Annotated in this window: 20 protein-coding genes and 1 tRNA gene; 5 read left to right on the top strand and 16 right to left on the bottom strand. The window is 33.9% G+C overall.

What is annotated here, in order from left to right:
• Positions 1–221 precede the first annotated feature (221 nt).
• Entirely contained in the window at positions 222–824 is a 603-nt protein-coding gene (locus BUB82_RS08690) for an MCP four helix bundle domain-containing protein (protein WP_073193227.1), read from the top strand.
• 25 nt (positions 825–849) lie between these two features.
• On the opposite strand, the gene BUB82_RS08695 is transcribed toward BUB82_RS08690, so the two are convergent.
• From BUB82_RS08695 to rseP, 9 genes are all read right to left on the bottom strand, one after another.
• The gene (locus BUB82_RS08695; protein ID WP_073193228.1) at positions 850–1,125 is read right to left on the bottom strand and encodes a hypothetical protein; all 276 of its coding nucleotides are present in this window, start codon (positions 1,123–1,125) and stop codon (positions 850–852) included.
• Positions 1,126–1,175: 50 nt separating this feature from the next.
• Positions 1,176–2,204, bottom strand: a complete 1,029-nt coding sequence (locus BUB82_RS08700; protein ID WP_073193229.1) for a hypothetical protein — start codon at positions 2,202–2,204, stop codon at positions 1,176–1,178.
• Between the two features lie 17 nt (positions 2,205–2,221).
• On the bottom strand, positions 2,222–4,558 hold the full coding sequence (locus BUB82_RS08705) for an SLBB domain-containing protein (protein WP_073193230.1): 2,337 nt from the start codon (positions 4,556–4,558) through the stop codon (positions 2,222–2,224).
• A 120-nt stretch (positions 4,559–4,678) separates the two neighbouring features.
• Complete coding sequence (locus tag BUB82_RS08710) at positions 4,679–4,876, bottom strand: hypothetical protein (protein ID WP_073193231.1); 198 nt, start codon at positions 4,874–4,876, stop codon at positions 4,679–4,681.
• Entirely contained in the window at positions 4,876–8,568 is a 3,693-nt protein-coding gene (locus BUB82_RS08715; protein ID WP_073193232.1) for a T9SS type A sorting domain-containing protein, read from the bottom strand. The genes BUB82_RS08710 and BUB82_RS08715 overlap by 1 nt, the downstream gene beginning before the upstream one ends.
• A gap of 387 nt (positions 8,569–8,955) precedes the next feature.
• Positions 8,956–10,815, bottom strand: a complete 1,860-nt coding sequence (locus tag BUB82_RS08720) for a tetratricopeptide repeat protein (RefSeq protein ID WP_159432032.1) — start codon at positions 10,813–10,815, stop codon at positions 8,956–8,958.
• A 337-nt stretch (positions 10,816–11,152) separates the two neighbouring features.
• Entirely contained in the window at positions 11,153–11,692 is a 540-nt protein-coding gene (locus tag BUB82_RS08725; protein WP_234949778.1) for a hypothetical protein, read from the bottom strand.
• A gap of 954 nt (positions 11,693–12,646) precedes the next feature.
• A tRNA-Asn gene (locus BUB82_RS08730) sits at positions 12,647–12,720 on the bottom strand.
• A gap of 86 nt (positions 12,721–12,806) precedes the next feature.
• On the bottom strand, positions 12,807–14,123 hold the full coding sequence (rseP, locus tag BUB82_RS08735; protein WP_073193235.1) for an RIP metalloprotease RseP: 1,317 nt from the start codon (positions 14,121–14,123) through the stop codon (positions 12,807–12,809).
• Between the two features lie 239 nt (positions 14,124–14,362).
• Here rseP and BUB82_RS08740 point away from each other — a divergent pair, with 239 nt between their 5' ends.
• From BUB82_RS08740 to BUB82_RS08755, 4 genes are all read left to right on the top strand, one after another.
• On the top strand, positions 14,363–15,043 hold the full coding sequence (locus tag BUB82_RS08740) for an SCO family protein (protein ID WP_073193236.1): 681 nt from the start codon (positions 14,363–14,365) through the stop codon (positions 15,041–15,043).
• 141 nt (positions 15,044–15,184) lie between these two features.
• The gene (locus tag BUB82_RS08745; RefSeq protein WP_073193237.1) at positions 15,185–15,412 is read left to right on the top strand and encodes a FeoA family protein; all 228 of its coding nucleotides are present in this window, start codon (positions 15,185–15,187) and stop codon (positions 15,410–15,412) included.
• A gap of 2 nt (positions 15,413–15,414) precedes the next feature.
• Entirely contained in the window at positions 15,415–17,520 is a 2,106-nt protein-coding gene (gene feoB / locus BUB82_RS08750; protein ID WP_073193238.1) for a ferrous iron transport protein B, read from the top strand.
• Between the two features lie 7 nt (positions 17,521–17,527).
• Positions 17,528–17,653, top strand: a complete 126-nt coding sequence (locus BUB82_RS08755; RefSeq protein ID WP_073193239.1) for a FeoB-associated Cys-rich membrane protein — start codon at positions 17,528–17,530, stop codon at positions 17,651–17,653.
• A gap of 29 nt (positions 17,654–17,682) precedes the next feature.
• Here BUB82_RS08755 and arfB read toward each other — a convergent pair whose 3' ends face one another.
• From arfB to BUB82_RS08790, 7 genes are read right to left on the bottom strand one after another with little or no spacing between them, the layout of a single operon-like run.
• A complete protein-coding gene (gene arfB / locus BUB82_RS08760) occupies positions 17,683–18,090 on the bottom strand; it encodes an alternative ribosome rescue aminoacyl-tRNA hydrolase ArfB (RefSeq protein ID WP_073193240.1) in 408 nt (135 codons plus the stop codon).
• Positions 18,080–19,612 (bottom strand): DUF4301 family protein, encoded by a 1,533-nt coding sequence (locus BUB82_RS08765; protein ID WP_073193241.1) that lies wholly within the window; start codon positions 19,610–19,612, stop codon positions 18,080–18,082. Before BUB82_RS08765 ends, arfB begins: the two co-directional genes overlap by 11 nt.
• A gap of 7 nt (positions 19,613–19,619) precedes the next feature.
• The gene (locus BUB82_RS08770; RefSeq protein ID WP_073193242.1) at positions 19,620–20,177 is read right to left on the bottom strand and encodes an AAA family ATPase; all 558 of its coding nucleotides are present in this window, start codon (positions 20,175–20,177) and stop codon (positions 19,620–19,622) included.
• Positions 20,132–20,770, bottom strand: coding sequence for a nicotinamide riboside transporter PnuC (gene pnuC, locus BUB82_RS08775; protein ID WP_073193243.1), 639 nt, complete (start codon positions 20,768–20,770; stop codon positions 20,132–20,134). Before pnuC ends, BUB82_RS08770 begins: the two co-directional genes overlap by 46 nt.
• Positions 20,754–21,014 carry a thiamine-binding protein gene (locus BUB82_RS08780; RefSeq protein ID WP_073193244.1) on the bottom strand — a complete coding sequence of 87 codons (261 nt, stop codon included), beginning with the start codon at positions 21,012–21,014 and terminating at the stop codon, positions 20,754–20,756. The genes pnuC and BUB82_RS08780 overlap by 17 nt, the downstream gene beginning before the upstream one ends.
• A gap of 17 nt (positions 21,015–21,031) precedes the next feature.
• Positions 21,032–21,733, bottom strand: a complete 702-nt coding sequence (locus BUB82_RS08785; protein WP_073193245.1) for a phosphoglycerol geranylgeranyltransferase — start codon at positions 21,731–21,733, stop codon at positions 21,032–21,034.
• The gene (locus BUB82_RS08790) at positions 21,730–22,356 is read right to left on the bottom strand and encodes a 4'-phosphopantetheinyl transferase family protein (protein WP_073193246.1); all 627 of its coding nucleotides are present in this window, start codon (positions 22,354–22,356) and stop codon (positions 21,730–21,732) included. Before BUB82_RS08790 ends, BUB82_RS08785 begins: the two co-directional genes overlap by 4 nt.
• Positions 22,357–22,379 lie beyond the last annotated feature (23 nt).

Genomic DNA, 22,379 nt, shown 5'->3' on the forward strand with positions numbered 1-22,379 from the left:
ACTTAGGGGTAACTAGGGCTTTAGTCAATTTAAAAAAACAGATTTAAAACACAACCAAGCAAAGCTTATTACAGTCCTAAATATCTGGAAGTATGTTAAAAATAAAACAGCTTTACAACACAACAAATAACTTAAAAAGCAGCTCGCTTTATTAAAGTCATAAAAAGTCAAGTTAGAATTTATATTTTTTAGTATATTTCAATTAAAATAAGCTAGATGATATGAAATTAACAAAATTAAAATGGGCAGGCGCACTACTTTTTATGATGTTGGTCATTATTGCCACAAATTTTGTAGACCGCCATAACTTCGAAAAGGTGCAAGACAGCATTAATAGTATTTATAAAGATCGTTTAGTGGTCAACGATATTATTTTTGAAATTAACCTGTTACTGCAAGAAAAAGAACTGGCTATTTTAGAACAAGATGAAGCTTTTTATGGCCGTAGAAATAAAGAAATTAATACTGAAATTAATCAACTACTTGAAGACTTTAAGGCTACAAAACTCGTCCCGGTTGAAGCAACGACGCTTAACGATTTAGAGCAGAATTTAGACCAACTTTACCGCCTAGAAAACAAGTTAGGTCAAGCACCTCAACCTTATAAAGAACTACAAATAAAAATTAATACACTCGAAACCAACTTACACAGTTTAGCCAAAATTCAGTTAGAAGAAGGCCGCCGCCAATTATTTATCGGTAAAAAAGCCATCGCCTCGGTAGATTTATACACCAAGATGGAAGTTTATATTTTGATTTTTTTAGCATTACTACTTTTAGTGACCTTATTCTATAGACCTAAAAAAACCAAGACAACCAACTAATACTACTTTATATAAAACACTTAAATTATACACTAAATAAACCCACTGCTAATTCTACCCAAACTAGAAGTAGCATAACAAATAACAAGACTATTAAGCCATACTTAAACCACTTGCGCTTTGCAAATTGTATAATAAAGAATACACCATAACTAAAGCTTAATAGTAAAGCACCCATAACTATAAAATCTAGAATAGACCAATTGACTTCTGGTGTTAGTTGCGTGGCCACAAAGGGAATAAGCAGAAGGCTTAAAGCCAATAGAGGAAAGAAAGAATTTATTTTTCGTTTTGTTTTCATAACCAATCAAAATTAATCTAATATACCCAGATAATTTTAATCTGATTACATTAAGCCAGTTGTGTTATTTTGTTTTTTAATTTAACTAAAAAGCAAAAAATAACGTATAAGACTATTAGGGCAAACCCTCCTAATAGCAGTCTAACATACCACTTATAATGATTGTTAACCAACGGAGGTATCGGTTGATCTATCACTTGTATAAATGGCTTAATTGACCTAAGATGTACTTTTGCAAATTCAGTTTGCCTGATAAGCTCGTTTAGCATTATTGTATTAGATTTTACATCAACTCGCTCCTTAATAGATGGAAGACGTTTAGCTGTTAAAGCGGGATTTAAAGCGAAATTATTATCATTTTGTACAGCTACCGCTGTAAGATTTTTATTAAGAATATCTTTTATAGAGTCTCTTTGTCTTTGTAAAATAGCTAAGTTATTTTTTGATCGTTTAATCTTAGTTTTCGTATAAAAGTCTTCGACTGTTTTTAGAAGGTTTAATGCTAGTTGCTGGGCAAACCATTCATTTTGATGTGTAACCGTTAATTTTCCTAGTGACTCGTCTTGAGTGATATCTATATTAGATTCTACTAAAGACAAGTATATAGAGTTAAGCAAGCTATCCTTTTTTCGTGTGAATGAAAGGCTATCTTTAGAGTGTTTCAGCGTTTTTAACACATCATCCTTCAGGTATATTTCATCTAGCAGTGTGGTGGTATCATTGTTAAACACTACTGGTTGCTCTATTGCATTTACAATCATTTTTCTTGATGTAAAAAGTGTGCTTAAATTTTCATCTAAGAAGGTTCGGCCAGGATTAACAATTAACCACGGGTATTCTGAAGAGTTTATTTTTTCAGGAAAGTCTAAAACTTCATTCTCAACAACATAGCTAATCGTGGCTGTGTAAGTTAGCGGATTATACAACGGATACATTAAGCCTAAAAATGCGCCGATTAAAAAGCTTAACAATAATTGTTTTTTTTTAGTTTTTAAATAGCCTACAAATGCCAAGAGCTTTCGAAGAAGTTCTATTAAATCTATTTCGTCATTTTGTATTAGTGGTTGATTAGTTTGCATCTTGTTGATCTGAAATTTTATCGAATAAAAATTCCAAGTAAAACAGCACCTAATGTTGCAAGTGTTGAAGCCACACCTATCACTTCGTTAAGGTTGAGCTTATCTCGTTCTGGCTTTGTAGGAACCATAATTGTACTACCAGGTTTAATTTTAGGATAAAACTTAAATCCTAAAAAGCTTGAAGTATTTGCAGCCGACCCATTACTATAGGTCACAAATATTTTATTTTTAGCACCAAGACTGTTAGTGCCTCCTGCATTTTTAAGATAATATCTCAAAGTTTTTCCTTTTTCATAAACTAGTTCAGTTTCAAGCATGACTTGACCTTGTACAGAAACTGTTTGATTTTTTTCTGGAACCTCAATCACATCGTCAGGTTCTATTCTAAGCATTTCTGAAGCGCTTAAACGCTTCAATGATGACCAATTAATAGGAATTATTTTTTCAGCTCTTACTATTTTGATGGCATTTAAATTGGCTTCATCATTAAAACCTCCAGCTCTTTCAATAATGTTAGTTATATTATCAATCCCTTTTATCAAGGCATATTTCCCAGGATAAGATACTTGACCCTTAACCGTGACGATAGAAGGAGTCTCTGAAGTAATTACTCTTCTAACAATTACATAGTCTAAAGGTGATAATAAAAATGACTCTGCTACATCAGGGTTTTGAGGGTCTATCGTTAAGTTAAAGGTTTTGATTTGATCTTGGTCTTGAGGTATATACTCATCAACTATCAATCGTCGATAAACATCTACACGTTTTGAAGCTTTATCTGTAAAATAGCCCGCCTCTAGCAGTAAATCGTAAAGGGTTTTACCCTTAAAGAAGTTGTAATTCCCGGGAAATCTTACCTCACCCTCTATAAAGTTTTTATAGGTATCTAGTAGTTTTTCGTCATAATAAATCACGAGTACATCTTCTTTTTGAAGAATGAGATTAGCTTCTTGGTCTCCATTAAGCAAATCCTTAAGATTAACACTGATATATTCTTTGGTAAGATTATCAGTTTGCCTGATTAAAGATGCCCTTGGTAGAAAAACATTTTCTTTTAAACCATCAGCCTTCTCAATGAGGTCTTTTACTCTTAAGGTGTCTTGTATTGACAGACTGTAATTACCCGGACGATACACAGCTCCTTTAATTTGTACACGATTTCGGTATCTATTTAAAATTTTATCAACCCTTATAACATCACCAGATTTTGGTTGATAAAATTTATAGTTAGATTGGTTTAAATCGATTATTTTTAATTCTTTGTCGGTTTTTTGAGTAACTAAGATTCTATTTTTGTAAGCCTCTTCTGTGAATCCAGATGCATAATTAACAATGTCTTCAAGAGTTTCTCCTGGGAGGATTTCATAGATAGCAGGTGTTTTAACTTGACCTGCTAAATAAACCCTAGAATTATAAGTCGGTATTCGAATCAGGTCATTGTCCTTTAATGCTAAATTAGCAGATTGATCGCCTTTAACTAGAAAGTCATACAAATCAATTTTTTTTATTATTTGGTTATTTCTAATCAGTTCTATAATTCTGTAAGAGCCTAGATTATTTGGACCGCCTGCTACAAAAAGTGCATTAAATACTGTACTCATAGAGCTTAGGTTGTAATTTCCTGGCTGCGCTGAACCAATTATAGTTACATTGATAGTTCTGTATTTAGATATTGATACTGAAAGTTGACTTCCTCCTGTTTTTAAGGACTTAAAAATAGTTGCTACACGCTGTTTAATTCTAGATATTGCAGGCTCAAGCTGAAGTCCGCTCAGGTGTATTGAGCCAATATTAGGTAAAATTAGCTTTCCATTTTTTGAAATGATGAGTGACTGATTAAATTGTTGTTCCCCGAACAATACAATCTCTAGCTGATCTCCAGGGCCAAGGATATAGTTGGCTGGTGTAGGTTGATTTTGATTAGGCTCGAAGCTTAATGCCATATCATTAAACATTTCAGAGCCAAAGACGTTGTTACTAACAATTAATGTGTCTAAGGTTTTGTAAATTGAATCTCGCTGCCTGTATGAATAATAGGTATTTAAATTTTTAGATACTTCTGTGCTATCTTCAATATTAAAATCTTGATTAGAATAGATATGCTTAGTATTTTTTAATCTCAATTTTATTTTATCAAACTCACTTTCATCAATCCCTTTAGATTGAGTAATCAAGGCTAATTGATCTATTGTTAAATCGCGCTTTTCGAGCTGATATTTTAAATTTTGTATTTGAGAATCGCTAAATTGAGATGCCTTAATAGAGCTTAAATCTTTTTGCAAGAACAAGTCTTGTGAGTAAGTGGTACACCAAGAGCAAATTAAAAAAAAAATTAGGGCAAGTGTATATCTCATTATTATTTTAATATTAGAAAGGTTATAAACTAGGTGCCTGTATTTAAAACAGGCACCTAGAATTAGAAACTATGGGGAAGCTTACTAACTCACACTATAAGATTAAAGGATATTTTAATCTCAAGTAAATTTTATTTTTTTAAAACCATATACTACACCTATAATCAATCCAAAAGTTACATAGTTCGATATTGGTGCTGCTGGCTCATCATTGACATCATCTTCGAAACCAAATTCATCCTCAAGGGACTGACTGTTTGCTATTTGAAATGAAAATAAAAATAACAGTATTACTGAAGCTTGTTTTAAGAATTTCATTATTTATTGATTATTAATTTATTAATGCTTTTATTTCCTTGTTTATCTTTTAACTGGATAAAATAAACCCCTGAATTAAGTTGGTTTAGGACTAAATTTATTTTTCCTGACTCAATTATTTCTGTTTTTGAATAAACAACTTGACCTAAGTTGTTATAAACTTTAACTTCTGCAGAATTACTTTTAAGTGATGTATTAATTAAAACATTACCGGAAGTTGGATTTGGTGATATTGAAGATATATTGAAGTCTTCTTGATTTGTCATATCTAAAGTTTGCGAAACCAACAGCAAACTAAAACGTGTATTGCTATGAGAATCGGGTATATTAGGATCTACAGTAAAACTATAAGTGTTAGAGTTATTTAACAGTGTTTGAGTAGCTAAGTAAGCATCTGAAATGTACACCTGAGTATTAGGCATGTTGTTTAAATTAATAGTAAAACTGTAATTTTCATTACGCCAGTTATTTGTAAACAATGGTATTTCTTCTTCAAAAGACGGTAAATTTCGCTGTTCTACAGTAAATAGTTTTTGAGAATTAATAATTGCTAAATTTTCGTCAACATTACCAAGCTTAGGTACATCAAACTGATCTATTGCATGATTAAAGCTTTCAGAAAACTCTATGTGCGTGGCATCTATTTCTTCTCCATCATGATTATTAAGTTTTAACTCAATACGAGGTTCAATAATTTGATTTACAGACCTACCTACCCCAACAATAGTTTCAACATCTTTATCGAGCTCATTAAACGTAATATCACTAACTGAATTATCTGTTAATTCAACAAAAAAAGCTTGACCAGGTTCTAAAAATTTGGTTGCTGAACTAGAAGGTATAGTTTCACCTTCTCCTGAATCTATATTATTTATTAATACAAATGCACCTCTTTCATTAACTGAAGGATCCCAAACCCATAGCCTAGTAGCTAAGGTATTAGCGTTGTTTGATAAAATAGAGCTTACATCTACTCTTGACGGGTAAGGATTAGCTAAAAACATGTAGCTTGTATTAGCTGAGTTAGCTATTGGGAAACTTAAAGTTTGGTTTCCGTAAAGAATATCTCCTGCACTACTAATTGTTGTTGAGGAAGATGCTAAATTATCAGTTAAGTCTACACCTCTATCTCCACGAATAAATAAGCGATAAGGCTTACCAGCAACTAAGTTTGTTGATTTTGTATTAGATACACTTTGCCAACCATTATCAGTATCAAACTCAAATAGTGAATGGTTTCCAGATAAAGTATAATCTATTCCAGTTTCAGTGTTAAAACTTCCGACTGTTCCTTGTTCTCCAGTTATATGTGTTCCAACACCTGGTTCATAAATTCCCGAATTTTGCCAATTATCAAAAATACTAGAAGAATTAACTGGACTTGTAACCATCCTAAAGGCGCGTTTATCATTAAAATATTGCTGAAATGTGAATGTACCTGACCCAGAAATAGTACCAGAAAATTCATTAAGGTAAGCTGAGCCATTTAAATCACTCTCAAATAGAATATTACCATTATTTAAAATATTACCACTAACACTAAGTATTTTACCTGAACTAATCGCCAATGTTGAACCGGCATCTAACTCTAAATTTTTAATAGATAAATCACTGTTAACTTTGGGCATATGAGTTGCAGTCTCTAAAATGTGAATATCTGAACCTGCTGAAGGTACTACCTCTTTAGACCAATTACTTGTGTTGTTCCAATCATCGTTTTGTGAACCATTCCACTCGAAAGCGGCGTTATTGAATTTGAGAACAACTACACCATTGCCACCGTTACCACCATTCTGCATACAATCATCATTAAAACCATCGCAGGTTGAATCACCGTCAATATCAGATGTTCCACCGCCGCCGCCGCCGCCATAGCCATCTAACGCATTTTTCCAGGACATATTAACGTTATCTGCTGCAGATTGATGCCAAAAACCACCATTACCACCACCGGCAGTACCTAAACCTTTAGCCGTATTATAACCACTAAATACTTGTGTACCACCGCCGCCGCCGCCGCCAACGACTATGGTTTTACCAGTTATACTTGTCTCAAAACCAGGGCCGCCATTACCTGCTGAACTTGAAATTGCATTAAAACCATTACCAGAAGTACCAGCACCACCGCCACCAGAGTAAATACGAATACCACCGCCATCATAACCGCTTCCTCCAGAAAATGATGTAAAGCCCTCATGCGAAGCGTAAGCAGCACCTGAGCCTCCGCCATGATAATTGCCACCTCCATTTTCTGGACTATCCGAGATACGACCTCCATTTCCGCCGCCTGGAGCAAAAGCTAGAGTTGCACCATCTTCATCTAGTATAGAAGAGGCTTCTCCACTTTCGGCGTTTCGGCCCCACTTACCATAGACGCCTCCAGCCCCGACATGTATATTTAAGACTTGTCCGGGCGAAACAGACATGCTACCTTCAAGGACTCGCCCACCAGCACCACCGCCAGCTGAACGATCACGAGCGAATCCACCGCCACCACCGCCACCAACGACTAAATACTCTATTTGAGTAACATTGTTGGGAAGTGTATATGTAGACTCTCCTTCTGGAAAAACAACAATTGTGTTTCCTTCAAGATTTTCTACGACTGTAATTTCATTAACGTCTAAATTTGGAATTTTAGGAGTATATCTTAGGATTACCACACCATTACCACCGTCGCCACCGCGCTGAACACAATTGCCAGAACAACCGGTTACTCCATCCCAGTCAGAACGGCCACCTCCACCGCCGCCACCGCGACCATCAATACCATTAGTAGTATTCATTTTAGGAATCCTTTCTACAACAGTATTTCTATCATTTGTGCAAAGACTGCCGAGTTTCAAATAGTAAGTACCTCCGTTTCCACCACCATCCTTACCAAAACCTTCTGCCCATGGATACTCAGTAGGTTGCATCTGATATTGATATGATCCACCACCACCACCACCATAACCCTGAGTAGTGCCAGTAATGCTAGAAGTTATACCGCTACCACCATCACCAGATGAATGATCGTCCCAATCGTTATAGTAACCATTACCGCCAGAACCGGCAGAACCTGCACCACCTCCTGCAAAAAAAGACATTCTATTCTGAACCCCGAAACAATTATACTGATATGAATGCTCACCACCGCTACCACCATTAAATTGCGGGAAGCTTGAAGGGCTATAGCTAGCGGAAGGACTATTATGGGATGCCCCGCCACCATTTACTGCGCTGTAATTAAGTTGTGCCCCACGACCACCCCCTGGAACTGTAATAGTGTCTCCATTATAGACCAAAATAGAATTATCACCGCTAAGACCGGGACTATCAGGACCTGTACCGCCACTTCCGCCAGCACCAACTGTTACTGTGATTAGATCACCTGGCGAGACTTCAAACGCGTCGGATACAACACGCCCTCCAGCACCACCACCAGCAGTGCGATCTGTAGCAAAACCACCACCACCGCCACCACCAACAATGAGGTAGCTTATTTCATCAACTTCATCAGGGACTTCGAAAGTCTGATTTTCTCCTACAGGAAAAACAACCACTACAGAGCCATCATCCATTTCTGTTTCAGTGATTGTTGTGACATCAACATTTACAGAACCACCTTCAACTGGGGTTGCAATCTGAGCAAAACTAACATAACTTAAGAATAAAATAAAAAAAGTAAAATAAGTCGATAATTCTTTCATAACATAATTCTTCATAATAATGAACAATAATAAATAAAACAGGAAGTTGACATTAAAAATCAATATCGACAAACTCTAAACTTAGCTTTTAGAGCTGATAAAATAAGGGGTGTTTATTTACAAAAAATATAGACAATTTAATAAACTTAATTTTATATTATTGATTTTAAGCTATTTAAAATTTATAGACGTGATCATATTTAAATCAATAAACAGGGCTGAACAGTATAAAAAATTATGAGTAAGAAGAGATTAAATCTATATCATTACTACCTTTTTACGAAGAAGCCAAGTATTAACTTACCAAGCTTTTCCTTACAGGACACTAGTGATAATTAGCATGTATTTTTAATAAATGCATTAAACATGTTGAAAAGTGAAATACAATCAAGTAAGCTCCTCTAAGTATTTAGTAAAATCGACTTTTGGATCTAGTTTGAACTTCTTTTTTAAACGGCTTTTATTGGTAAGTACCGTCTCGTAGGAAATATTTAATGCCGAGGCAATAATTCTATTTTCAATCCCAAGATGCACAAGGATACAAAAGTTAATATTTCGATTAGATATTTCTGGATCGAGTTCTTTTAAACGTTTAATAAATGTAAAATTGTAGCGTTTGAATTTATCAATCAACAAATCCCAATACTGGTGATTAAGTTGTTGTTCAGAAATCTTCTTCAATGCTTTATCGTCTGGTCTATTTTTAACTAAATAACTTTTTAATTGGTCTTTAAATTCTTGTGATTCTATAGCTAAGCTAATTAACCTGTTTTTATATTCTTTGATCTCATCTTCTTTAAAGTTGGAGAGCTCCTGTTCAGCCTTTAATTTCTGGGTAAGTGAATGTTCTTTCAAAATAAGCAAATTATTTTGTTTTGCTTTTGCATCATTGAGAGATTTATAATAGTTAATAAATAAAATACTAAAAATAATAAGTACACAAGCTATTATAAGTATAGACGCAAGAAGTTGTTTCTCTTTACTGAGTTGTTGGTCTAAAATTTTATTTTTTTGCTCTAAAAGCTCTTTATCTTTTTCAATGATTTTCTTTTCAAATTCAGATTTAATTTGACTTCTAACATTAAATTCTGCCAAATTAACTATAGTATCTTGAATTGCAAATAGTTTAGATTTTACATAACCAAAATTATCTGGGTATTGTGATTGAGATATTTGATTTAATAAGAATTTGTAAATTTTTAATCGATCGTAAACACCAAATTCATAATCTTCAACTTTTTTATCATATTTTATGAATTGATTAATTGCTTTGGTTAATTTTAACTGGTTGTTTAAGACATCTAAGACTTCAAAATTGTTGAGTAACAAATTATACAACCTCTCATTTCTAGTTTTGTAAGATTGGTTAACTAAGGAATCATATAACAAACTAGACTCAACAAATTTCTTTTGTTCAAATAAGATTTTTGCTTTTGTTTCTTTTGCATAACTAACATAATTACTAATGTCAAAATGTTTAAGCCCTGAAATTGCAGACTTTATTAAACTATCAGCCTGATTTAACTTTTTAAGTTTTATGCATGTATTAGCTAAGTTTATTGTAGCTAAAAAAGCAGTTGGATTTCTGCCTATATCGGTGAATCTCTTGATTGATTCTTTAAATAAAGTTTCTGACTTTGAATAATCTCCTAGTTTAAAATAAAGGTCTGCGAGGTTATGATTGGCATAGACTAAGCTAATACTATCTATTGGTTGTGTATTTTCGATTAAATTAATAGCATTTAATTTATAATCTAATGCCATTTGATAATTTTGCAAGCGTGTAAATACACTTGATAATTCATCTGTAACTAAACATAAAGCTCTATTGTTGTTGGTTTGCTTAGCTATAATTTGAGCTTCATTTAAAATCTTTAGTGCCTTTTTGTATTCTCTTTTCTTTTTTAGCGTTATTGCTAAGTTATACAAATTAAAGGGACTTAACTCTAATCTATCTTTTTCAAATTCAATTACTTTTTCTAAAAAATACTCTGATGAATCAAGCATGAAGACACGCTGATAATAAATTCCTTTAAGTTTTAAATTTCCCACAATTAAACTATCTGGCCAAGTTGAAGTATTTAGACTTGTTAAGCTATCTAACTGTAGTTTTGATTCTTCTAAATCAGAATAGAAGCCTGAAAAAATTCGTTTTTGTGTTTGATAGATGTTTTGCGCATCATTTTTGTTTAGCGATTGAGCGCTTGCATAAGGAATAATAAAAATCAAAAGAAAAATGTGGGTCAAAGTCTTAATTTTAAAACTATACTTAAATGAGTAGTTCTTATAAGCTAAACCGAGTTTAATTATGCTGTCTTTGAGACTGATTTTCATTGTTATTTTGTGTATGGCTTTAAAAAAACTTTTATAATTTGTAGTGCTAATTCGAAATTATAAGCTGACTTTATAATTCTACATTTATTAATGCAATTAAAAAGCAGATACATACTTAATCATTTAATAAAGCAATAATTTTAAAATACAAGCAAAAATAATAAATTTAATTTCAATGTATTATTTAATTTATGAATCTTGAGATAAAAAGGTAGCATTGTAATTGACGAAATTACATCTGATAGCATTTTTATGAATTATTTTGATAACCTTTATAAAAACCTATACCAAAATCGACCAACCATTTAATCCCCAAAAAACTTAACCACAACAAGTTGATGGTTATATGCCAAATAAGCTGTATTAAAGCCAATGCCAGCTGAAAAAACATAAATATAAGCTGTAAAGTAGCGGCATTTTTACCTCTGACTTGAACACCACCCATTTTGAAACTAGAATAGTTGGGCTTAAATAAATTATACGAACCTCTTTTGTTTTTTATCGAGGTACTTACACCTGATTTAGAGATATTGAAATTAAAAGGGCCACTTTTATATCTTCCAATAAATTGAAAGTTACCATTTTGTAAGCCTAGCCTTGCGCCTTTAAAAAGTCGTTTATGAAACCTTACACCATGATTGGTATTAATGGTAGCCCCATAACCGTCTTTAGAATGCGTTTTAGTGGCAGATACACCACTTGTTCTTGAAACACGTATATTTTCACCACGGTATTCAATTCGTTTTCTTGGCTGTTGATCTTTATAGGGCATTATAAATGCGTCTTTCAATTATAAATTTTAAATATAAATAAATGCTATTTATTTAGAACGAAAAAACCAATACTTTTGGATCAGGCTTTGTTTGCTCCTCCTCAAATCCCGACGTTTCGGGAGAACTTTGGACTTTAATTACAACTGAGTTTAGATATTACACCTTTAATTCAATCATCAAAACATTCATCACCACTGCTCAACAAAAAAGCCTAACATTTTCATGCTAGGCTTAGTTTGCTCCTCCTCAAATCCCGACGTTTCGGGAGAACTTTGGACTTCAATTAAAAACTGAGTTTGGTTATTACATTTTTAATTTAACCTTCTAAACATTCATCAATACTACTCAACAAAAAAGCCCAATACTTTCGTATCAGGCTTTATTTGCTCCTCCTCAAATCCCGATGCTTCGGGAGAACTTTGGACTTCAATTAAAAACTGAGTTTGGTTATTACATTTTTAATTTAACCTTCTAAACATTCATCAATACTACTCAACAAAAAAGCCCAATACTTTCGTATCAGGCTTTATTTGCTCCTCCTCAAATCCCGATGCTTCGGGAGAACTTTGGACTTTAATTACAACTAAGTTTAGCTTTTACATCTTTAATTCAATCATCAAAACATTCATCACCACTACTCAACAAAAAAGCCCGATACTTTCGTATCAGGCTTTATTTGCTCCTCCTCAAATCCCGACGCTTCGGGAGAACTTTGGACTTCAATTAAAACGGAGTTTAGCTTTTACATCTTTAATTCAATCACCAAAACATTCATCACCACTACTCAACAAAAAAGCCCGATACTTTCGTATCAGGCTTTGTTTGCTCCTCCTCAAATCCCGACGCTTCGGGAGAACTTTGGACTTCAATTACAACTAAATTTAGCTATTACATCTTTAATTCAATCATCAAAACATTCATCAATACTACTCAACAAAAAAGCCCAATACTTTCGTATCAGGCTTTGTTTGCTCCTCCTCAAAGACTCGAACTTTGGACCCTCTGATTAACAGTCAGATGCTCTAACCAACTGAGCTAAGGAGGAATTTATATGTTAAGAACGTTTTTTCTGTTTTGCGAGTGCAAATATAAACCCTTTTTTAGTTTTGCAAAACATTTTTTTAAAATTTTTTATTCAAAAAAGTATCGGTAAACATCATTACCATTAGCATATAAAACAAGGGCTATGATGATGAAAAATCCGATCATTTGGGCGTACTCCATTACCTTCTCATTGGGTTTGCGACCTGAAACCATTTCGTATAGTAAAAACATCACATGGCCACCGTCTAAAGCTGGGATTGGCAAAATATTCATAAAAGCTAAGATAATTGAAATAAAGGCTGTTGTTTCCCAAAACGAAACCCAATCCCAAGTATCTGGAAATAAACCACCAATAGCACCAAAACCACCGACCTGCGAAGCGCCTTTTTCAGTGAAGATATACTTAAATTGTGCCGCATAATTAGTAAGTTGACGCATACCAAATGAAAAGCCACCAACTAAACTTTCAGTAAAGCTATAGTCGCGATGTCCACGTTCTAGATTAGCATCAACATAAATACCGATGACAGCCTCTTTAGGAACGCTTACTTCTACGCTATCAATAGCATTGTCGCGTTGATACTTTATTAACAATTCTTGACCAACACTATTTTTAACCACCGAGGTTAACTCATGCCAAAATTGTATCGGTTGATTGTCAACACCAATAACCTGATCGCCAGGCTGCAAGCCAGCTAAACCGGCTGGACTTTCTGGCACGATACTATCTAATTTAGCCTCAAAAACAGGTGTAAACGGTATTTGGTAACCCGCTTTAAAAAGCTCTACACCTACATCTTCTGGTACTTGTAAAACTTCAATAGAGCCATCAGCATGTTGTACTTCAACCTTTTCAAAATCTCTAAGCATAAAGACTTCGTTGATATTCATCGGATTTTCTAAAGCTTCACCATCAACACTTAAAAAGTTATCGCCATCTTCAAATCCGTAAGCTTTTAGAGGTTCTGCAACGGTAAATCCATTCGATAAACTTTCTGGTTTGACATAATCTCTTCCGAAAACTAAAAGAATCATCATGTAAATCACAAAACCTAGAATAATATTAACGGTTACACCACCTAACATAATAATGAGTCGTTGCCAAGCTGGCTTACTTCTAAACTCCCAAGGTTGCGGTGGTTTTGCCATTTGCTCTTTATCCATACTTTCATCTATCATGCCTGAAATTTTCACATAACCTCCAAGCGGCAACCAACCGATGCCGTAAACAGTTTCACCTATTTTTTTCTTAAACAGTGAAAACTTCAAATCGAAAAACAAATAGAATTTTTCAACGCGTGTTTTAAATAATTTGGCGGGAATAAAATGCCCTAATTCGTGTAACACAATTAAAAGCGATAAGCTTAAAAGTAATTGAATGGCTTTTATATAAAATGGATCCATAATTTATTCTAAAATTTAAATTGCAAAAGTAAGGTTTTAGCGCACTAATTAAAATGCCGATTTCATTATTTATTAAATGTTTATCATTCCTGCTTGGCTTTAAGGAAAAGTAAATACCTTACTTAGCCTTTTCAGCATACTAAATAGGCTAAAAATGACAAGACCTGATTAACAAATAATTGTAACTTTAATCACGCAAAATCAACTCATGAAACCTTATTTTTGTTTAAAATTAAATCATGCTTAAATTTTTCGCGAAATACAAGTTTTTTGCCGTAGTTATGCTACTATTGTCGGCCGTCATTGTTACCATTATTTATAACCTATACAAACCTACACCTAAGCTACCTGTTTACCAGCCAGATATGGTTACAGCCGATTTAGTAGACACAAGCGTACAGCACATTCGAAAATTTCATAAAGTTGGTGATTTTGCCCTCACCAATCAATTAGGCGATACGATTACACAAACTAGGTTTAAAGATAAAATTTACGTGGCCGATTTCTTTTTTACGACTTGTCAAAGTATTTGCATCGACATGGCTAAGAGCATGCAAACTTTACAAAAGGAATATCTTAACGACCCCGAAATCATGTTACTTTCGCATTCGGTAACACCAGAGATTGATGACGTTAAGCAACTACAAAAATATGCCAAAGAAAAAGGGGTTAAACCTGAAAAATGGCAGTTAGTCACAGGCGATAAAAAGCAAATTTACAAGCTTGCGCGCAAGCATTATTTAGCCTCTAAAACCGAAGGTGATGGCGGCCCATACGATTTAGTACACACTGAAAATTTTGTATTAGTAGATAAAGAAAAGCGTATTCGCGGCTTTTACGACGGAACAAATCCTGAAGAAATTGAAGACCTTATTGAAGATATTTCAATTTTAAAGCTTGAATATCAACCTGAAGAATAATCCTATTTAAATATCTGTTGAAGTTACTCCGATACGTTTCATGGGTTCATTTCAGATGTTAATAATTCAAAAAAACTGAGCCTTATCATCTCTAAAAATTAAATCTTTAGTAATTTTGTTTAAAATAAATCTAAATAAACAATGCCAACCATAGCCGATTTAAAAAAAGGTCAAAAAGCTAAAATAACCCATATGTCATCTAAAGCTATACCGCTTAAACTTTTTGAAATGGGTTGCCTTCCTGGAAATGAGGTACAGTTGGTACAAAATACACCGTTTAAAGACCCGCTTTATTTAAACGTCAACGACACCTATTTAGCCATACGTCAAGAAACGGCTCAACAAATTGAAATTGAAATTTTGCTATAGTTATGGGTAAACAAATCAATGTGGCTTTAGTTGGGAATCCCAACACAGGTAAAACCTCTGTTTTTAATCAACTAACAGGACTCAATCAAAAAGTGGGTAATTATCCAGGGATAACCGTCGAAAAAAAAGAAGGCACTGCAAAATTATCACGAGTTTTAAAAGCGCATATTTTAGATTTACCTGGCACTTATAGTTTAAATGCAACTTCACTTGATGAAAGTGTTGTCATTGAATTATTACTCAACAAAAACGATAAAGATTTTCCTGATGTAATTGTTGTGGTTAGTGATATTGAAAACTTAAAACGTAATTTATTACTATTCACTCAAATTAAAGACCTAGGTATTCCCTGTATATTAGCCATTAACATGGCTGATCGTATGGAGCGTAAAGGCATTAGTTTAGATGTTGAAGCGCTAGAAACAAAACTACAAACTAAAATTGCATTATTAAGCGCACGAAAAAACACTGGTTTTGATCGTTTAAGACAACTCATTGAAAACTATAAATCATTACCAACTCAACCATGTGTAAATGCTTCAGAAATAGATCCTGAGTATTTTAAGTCACTTCAAAAAACTTACCCAAACCAAGATTTATACAAGTTATGGTTAGTCATTACCCAAGATGTTAACTTTGGTAACCTCAACCGAAATCGTATTCAAGGTGATGGCTTAGAGCCTAAAAGCAATGCAGAGCTTAAGCGCTTACAGCACAAAGAAACGATTGCTCGTTATAAATTTATTAATGAAACTTTACGAGAAACATTAACCAAAGACATTAACCAAGCCAAGGGTTTACGTGCTAGTTTAGACCGGTTATTGATTCATAAATTTTGGGGATATGTCATTTTTGGTGCTATATTATTTCTAATTTTTCAAGCGATATACGATTGGTCGTCTTACCCTATGGATCTTATTGATGCTTTATTTGCTTCATTAAGCGAACTTACCAAACAAAACCTTCCTACTGGTGCCTTTACAAATTTAATTGCCGAAGGTATTATTCCTGGCATTGGTGGTATTGTGATTTTTATTCCTCAAATTGCATTTCTATTTCTCTTTATTAGTATTTTAGAAGAAACGGGGTATATGAGCCGGGTTGTTTTCTTAATGGATCGCATCATGCGCCGATTTGGCCTAAGCGGTAAAAGTGTTGTCCCTCTTATTTCTGGTACGGCTTGTGCTATTCCTGCTGTTATGGCTGCCAGAAATATTGAAAGCTGGAAAGAACGACTCATTACCATTTTAGTGGTACCATTTACGACCTGTTCAGCTCGATTACCCGTTTATTTAATCATTATTGCTTTAGTAATTCCTGATGAACGTTTATTTGGGCTTTTTAATTATCAAGGCATCACTTTAATGCTATTGTATCTGTTAGGATTTATAACGGCGATTGGTTCAGCTTGGGTAGCCAATAAGTTTTTAAAAATGAATTCTAAAACTTATTTTGTGGTTGAAATGCCCGATTATAAATTGCCCATGTTTAAAAATGTAGCGTTTACAGTTATTGAAAAAACAAAATCATTTGTCTTTGGCGCAGGTAAAATTATCTTAGCCATTTCAATCGTGTTATGGGTTTTAGCAAGTTATGGTCCTGGAGACGATTTTAATCAAGCTGAAGAAATTGTAACCACTGAAGTTCAACAAAGTGGAGAGCAACTCACCAGTCAAGAACTCGATACAAAAATTGCATCTTATAAGTTGAAGCATTCCTACATTGGTATTATGGGAAGAGCTATTGAGCCTGCTGTAACACCATTAGGCTATGACTGGAAAATCGGTATTGCTATTATTAGTTCATTTGCAGCAAGAGAAGTTTTTGTTGGTACGCTTGCCACCATTTATAGTGTTGGCAGCGAAGAAGAAGAAACGATTAAAAACCGTATGGCACAAGAGGTTAATCCTATTTTGGGCGGTCCTTTATTTACTTTTGCCAGTGGTGTGAGCTTGCTCTTATTCTACGCATTTGCCATGCAGTGCATGAGTACGCTAGCTATTGTTAGACGCGAAACAGGTACTTGGAAATGGGCTATGATACAATTATTTGGCATGACACTTTTAGCTTATGTTGTCGCTTTAATTGCTTTTCAAACTTTAAATTAAGATTAGTATGATACAAACAATTTTAGTCATCATCGCATTTATAGCAGCACTTGCTTACTTAATTAGAAAGTTTTTTTGGTCAACTAAAAAAACCTCTAAGGCTTGTGGTATGAGTAATTGTGGCTGCGAATAATTTAAGCATGCTATTTAAAACTAAAGTGATTACAACTTTGGTTTTTGGCGAAGGCTTTTCTTTTCAGATTGCTTCTGTTTAGCTTTTAGCCTTTTTAATTTAGCTAATTTAGAGGGTTTGGTTTTCTTTCGCTTTTTTCGTGTCTTTAAAGCTTCATTAATTAATTGCTCTAATTTTAAAATTGCATCAGCTTTATTTTTGTGTTGAGACCTTGTTTTAGCGCTACTTACTTTTATAAGATTGGCATTGGTAATATGTGAACTTAAGGCTTTAGAAAGTTGTTGCTTTTGATTTTGGTTAATTGCTTGAGAGTTTAAAAAGTCCCAACTTATAATAACTTTGGTTTCAGTTTTGTTTACATGTTGACCACCAGGACCGCCACTTAAAGCAGTTTGAATTTCAATTTCGCTTAACAGCTGCTTTTTATTAAACTTCAACACATTCTTGATGATGAGGTTTTAATAAATCGGCTATACTTTTTACAGGGTTAAAACTTTGTTGTGGTACTTCTACAAATAAGGTATGCCAATGCGCCATTCCACCATTCCATAATCCTGGCAATTCAAGTCCTTTAATCGGATGGCCGTCAACCGATTTATTAGCTATAAAACCTTGATTATCGTCTACAAAATCTTGAAGGTTAAAGGTTTTACCTTCAGCATTTTTAATGGAACAAACAATATCTACAGGGTTGAAATGCGTTGAATCCTCAAAGTGTTTAGTTTGTTTACTACAATCTAAGTTGATTTGAGATTTTTCAACAATTTGAAGTTTTTCGTCACCATTTTTAAACTGAACCCAAAATGGGCCACCACCAGGATCACCTTCATTTTTTACCATACCACAAACACGCAAAGGCTTATCAAGTATTGAAATGAGCTCCTCAGGATTTTCTGTTGAAATGTTAAGGTTAAAACTGTCATTTAAAAACTGCTTCGCTTCTCTGATAACTTCCTGATTTGGATGTTGATTTAAAGCTTTACAAAAATGATTAATTTTAGTTTTAAAAGAAATACAAAGCCCTGCGAGTGCCTTTTTATAATCATTGTTTGTTTGCTGGGTTTGTTGCTCAGGATTATAACAAACGTTATCGATATTTTTTATAAAAATTAAATCTGTAGTTAATTGATTAAGATTTTCGAGCAAAGCGCCATGACCTGCAGGTCTAAACAAGAGTTTACCGTTTTTATCACGATAAAGGCTGTGATCTAAATTGATAGCAATGGTATCGGTAGAATTGGATTGATAACTAAAATCAACTTCAAATTTAACATTAGTTTCCGCTTCTAGTTCATTGATTATTTCATTTAAAACAACATCAAATTTAGATTGATGCTCTTCAGAAATCGTAAAATGTAGCTTAGCTGTTTGCTGATGTTTAGCGTAAGCCGCAGCTTCGTATAAATGTTCTTCAAAGGCTGTTAAGCACTTGTCTTGATAAGTATGAAAAGGAATTAATGCTTTTGGTGTTTGCGATAAATGAAGACCATTTTCGTCAAGAGCGTAAGTGATAAACTCAACTTTATGTTCATCATGATGCAAATCTTCTTCGGTTAAGTTCAGTTGATTGCAGATGCTTTTAGCAAAAGGAAGTCGACTTAGATTTTCAAAAAACGAATGCCATTGTTCGAGACCTTGAAGTATGAGGTTTTCTACTAAACTTTTTTTATGATCGTAGGCTTTCAATAAATTATGCAAATCTTTAAACATGCGTGTTGCAGCACCACTAGCAGGTACAAATTTACAACGACTTAATGTTGAATTGTTATAAACATCAATAAAGTGCTTGAGTTGATTTGCATCTAGGGTAAGAATTCCATCATTTATAGTGGCTGGCCTTGAAATGTTTATAGTACCAAAACCCTCTTCGAATTTTTTTAAATCGTTTTCAACTTTTTCAGGGGTTAAGCGGTGATTTTTAATTTGTTTAAGGTCTTCTGTTAGGAATTTTGTCATCATTATTTGGTTAGAATAATTTATCTATGTAGGTTATAGCTTGCTGTAAACGCTGATTTTCATTTCCTGAAAGCATTATAAAATTTAAGTTTCTAGCTTTTAATTCATCTGAAAATAATTTCAGCATTTTATGGCGTTCAGTTGGTTTATCTCTTAAATCATCTTCTACCCAAGGCGTATCGATATTGGTTAAGAAGTAAAGTTGATAATCAAGCTGATTTAGGATGGTTTTAAGTCTTTTATTTTCATAATTGGTATAATAAGCATTTGCATAAACATAGGTTTGCAAAGGGTTAGTATCGCAAAATAAGAATTTTTTTGCGTTTAAAGCTTTCTTTTTTTCTAATTTCAATTGGCCTTCTACAATTGGCATAATATCTTTTGGTTCGCAAATCAGGCCTGAATCATCATATTTTTTCTGTAAATAATCACGTGCAAACTCTTCTACCCAATTGGTTTGGTAATAGTTTGCAAGCGATTGAGCGAGTGTGGTTTTGCCAGTTGATTCGGGCCCAAAAAGTACTATTTTAATAAGTTGGTTTTGGGCGTGTTCAGTTGTTTTTGCCATGCTTTATAACCGTAAATTGCGATAATTGTAAATAATATATATTGCAGAGCCGTTAAGGCTAAGCCTTTGTAAAAATAAAGCGGTATTGAAATTAAGTCACCGATAATCCAATACACCCAATTTTCTAGTCGTTTTTTGGCCATCAGCCACATCCCAACAAAAAACAAAGCGGTTGTAAATGTGTCTACATAAGCCGTCCAAGAATTCCATTTATCAAACAGACTATAAACTATAAGTATAAACCCGATTGTTCCTACAAACAGAAGTACGCTATTAAAGTGTTCTTCTTTAGTTGTCTTTTTAATAGGAATATAATGGTCTTTATCTTGTTTTCTCGTCCAAACGTACCAGCCATAAATACTCATAATAAAATAATAGGCATTAATCATCATATCACCTAACAAGCCATATACTAACAAGATATAAACAAAAATCGATGTACTAATTAAGCCTGTTGGAAACACTAAAATGTTATCTTTTTTTGAGTACCAAACACTCAAAAAACCAAAAACAACACCGATTACTTCTAAAACAATTAAATAGTTTGGTGTCTCGAAATAGGGCTCAAACAACCAATTAAAAATGTGGCTCATAATCGTAACGATCACTTTTAACAATTTTCATGTATAATAAGCCACGATCTACAGCTTCCATAGCAATTTTTATTTCTTTGTTAAGCACTGTCATGACCTCATCATAATCACCATAAACTTGCGTACTCAACGGATTTTCTAACACCTTTAAACCTGAGTTTCGTAAGTTTTGAATGAGCTGAATAATCGCTGGCTCATAATTATCTTGAATGGGCGTTAAGGTTAATTCTACTGATATATTCATAAATGAAAATTTAAAAATTAAATGAATTGTTGTTCAAATGCGGTTCCAACAACAACTAAACTTGCGCCAGCTTGATAGGCTTGCTCTATTTGGTGCTGAGTTTTTAAACCGCCTCCAACAATAATTGGTAAACGGCAAGCTTTATGCACTGCAGAAATAACTTCAGTTGAAACAGGATAAAGCGCGCCACTACCTGCCTCGAGATAAATCAGTTGCTTACCCATAAATTCGGCTGCTAAAGCGGTGTTCACAATCAATTCAACTTCAGTTTGTGCAATAGCTGAAGTCTGACTAACACGCTCTACACTTGATGGCCTTCCACCATCGATTAAAAGATAAGCTGTGGGCAATATTTCTAACTTAGACGCACGTAAATGTGGTACTGATGCCACTTGATGATGCACTAAATAGTCAGGATTGTTACCAGACAGCAAGCTTAAAAACAAAATAGCATCGGCGGCTTGGCATACTTGCTGATAATGCCCTGGAAACAAAATAATGGGTAAATCAGTTTGCTGCTTTAAACTTTTAATGCAGGCTTCGGTTTGTTGTCCTGTAGCTGTGCTTCCACCAACAAATAGGTAATCAGTTTTGCTTGGCAAGGCTTTGACCATAGCCTCAGTTTGATGTAATTTAAACTTATCGGGGTCTATTAATATCGCTAGTTGCTCACCAACTAACTGCAGTTGTTTTAGTAGTTGTTGGGTATGCGTCTTCATAAAGCTAAGGCATAAACACAAGTATAAGACTCAAATTCTAAAAAATTTAAGCGGTAAGTTGTGGTTAAATTATTTTGATAAACTTCAGCTGTTGTGGTAAAATTTTGAAAATCGAAATCACGCACAAAAATATCTTCTAAAAATCGTAAGCCCTTTTTGCCATACAACTTATAAAGCGCTTCTTTTGCACCCCAAACCATGGTTAATTTTCTTATTAAATCGGTTTCGCCAAGCGATTGATATTCTTCTATTGGTGTAAATTTAGGAGCAATCCGCTTAATTTTATCCCGTTGTTTTTCAATATCAATACCGACTTTTCGGTTAGAAACGATCACTGCTGAAAATTGAAAAGAGTGACTAATTGAAATCTCTGTACCATCATTTAAGTGCGGTTTGCCTTTAGCATCATAAGTTAAATCGAAATCAGTATACCCAAGTAACTTCAGTAGTTGACGCACACTCATAAAGCCTTTTCGATGAATTTCAGAAGACATGTTCTGGTAGCGTTTTGCGCAATAATCACTAAGTTCTATTGATTCTTCTAAAGCCTCAATGGGTTCTTCAATCTTCCAAATCAGTGCTTTAGTATATTGATCTATTGTTATTGTTTTGTAAATCGGCATAAAATTCTGCTCGTATTGCTTAG

The sequence above is a fragment of the Psychroflexus salarius genome, assembly GCF_900129035.1.
Classification (GTDB): domain Bacteria; phylum Bacteroidota; class Bacteroidia; order Flavobacteriales; family Flavobacteriaceae; genus Psychroflexus; species Psychroflexus salarius.

Bases quoted from the DNA above. Each gene is read 5' to 3' on its own strand.
- BUB82_RS08785 (WP_073193245.1), bottom strand. From the start codon at position 21,733: ATGAAGACGCATACCCAACAACTACTAAAACAACTGCAGTTAGTTGGT.
- BUB82_RS08695 (WP_073193228.1), bottom strand. From the start codon at position 1,125: ATGAAAACAAAACGAAAAATAAATTCTTTCTTTCCTCTATTGGCTTTA.
- BUB82_RS08790 (WP_073193246.1), bottom strand. From the start codon at position 22,356: ATGCCGATTTACAAAACAATAACAATAGATCAATATACTAAAGCACTG.
- BUB82_RS08700 (WP_073193229.1), bottom strand. From the start codon at position 2,204: ATGCAAACTAATCAACCACTAATACAAAATGACGAAATAGATTTAATA.
- BUB82_RS08780 (WP_073193244.1), bottom strand. From the start codon at position 21,014: ATGAATATATCAGTAGAATTAACCTTAACGCCCATTCAAGATAATTAT.
- pnuC (WP_073193243.1), bottom strand. From the start codon at position 20,770: ATGAGCCACATTTTTAATTGGTTGTTTGAGCCCTATTTCGAGACACCA.
- BUB82_RS08755 (WP_073193239.1), top strand. From the start codon at position 17,528: ATGATACAAACAATTTTAGTCATCATCGCATTTATAGCAGCACTTGCT.
- rseP (WP_073193235.1), bottom strand. From the start codon at position 14,123: ATGGATCCATTTTATATAAAAGCCATTCAATTACTTTTAAGCTTATCG.
- BUB82_RS08715 (WP_073193232.1), bottom strand. From the start codon at position 8,568: ATGAAAGAATTATCGACTTATTTTACTTTTTTTATTTTATTCTTAAGT.
- feoB (WP_073193238.1), top strand. From the start codon at position 15,415: ATGGGTAAACAAATCAATGTGGCTTTAGTTGGGAATCCCAACACAGGT.
- BUB82_RS08690 (WP_073193227.1), top strand. From the start codon at position 222: ATGAAATTAACAAAATTAAAATGGGCAGGCGCACTACTTTTTATGATG.
- BUB82_RS08705 (WP_073193230.1), bottom strand. From the start codon at position 4,558: ATGAGATATACACTTGCCCTAATTTTTTTTTTAATTTGCTCTTGGTGT.
- BUB82_RS08770 (WP_073193242.1), bottom strand. From the start codon at position 20,177: ATGGCAAAAACAACTGAACACGCCCAAAACCAACTTATTAAAATAGTA.
- BUB82_RS08745 (WP_073193237.1), top strand. From the start codon at position 15,185: ATGCCAACCATAGCCGATTTAAAAAAAGGTCAAAAAGCTAAAATAACC.
- BUB82_RS08710 (WP_073193231.1), bottom strand. From the start codon at position 4,876: ATGAAATTCTTAAAACAAGCTTCAGTAATACTGTTATTTTTATTTTCA.
- BUB82_RS08740 (WP_073193236.1), top strand. From the start codon at position 14,363: ATGCTTAAATTTTTCGCGAAATACAAGTTTTTTGCCGTAGTTATGCTA.
- BUB82_RS08765 (WP_073193241.1), bottom strand. From the start codon at position 19,612: ATGATGACAAAATTCCTAACAGAAGACCTTAAACAAATTAAAAATCAC.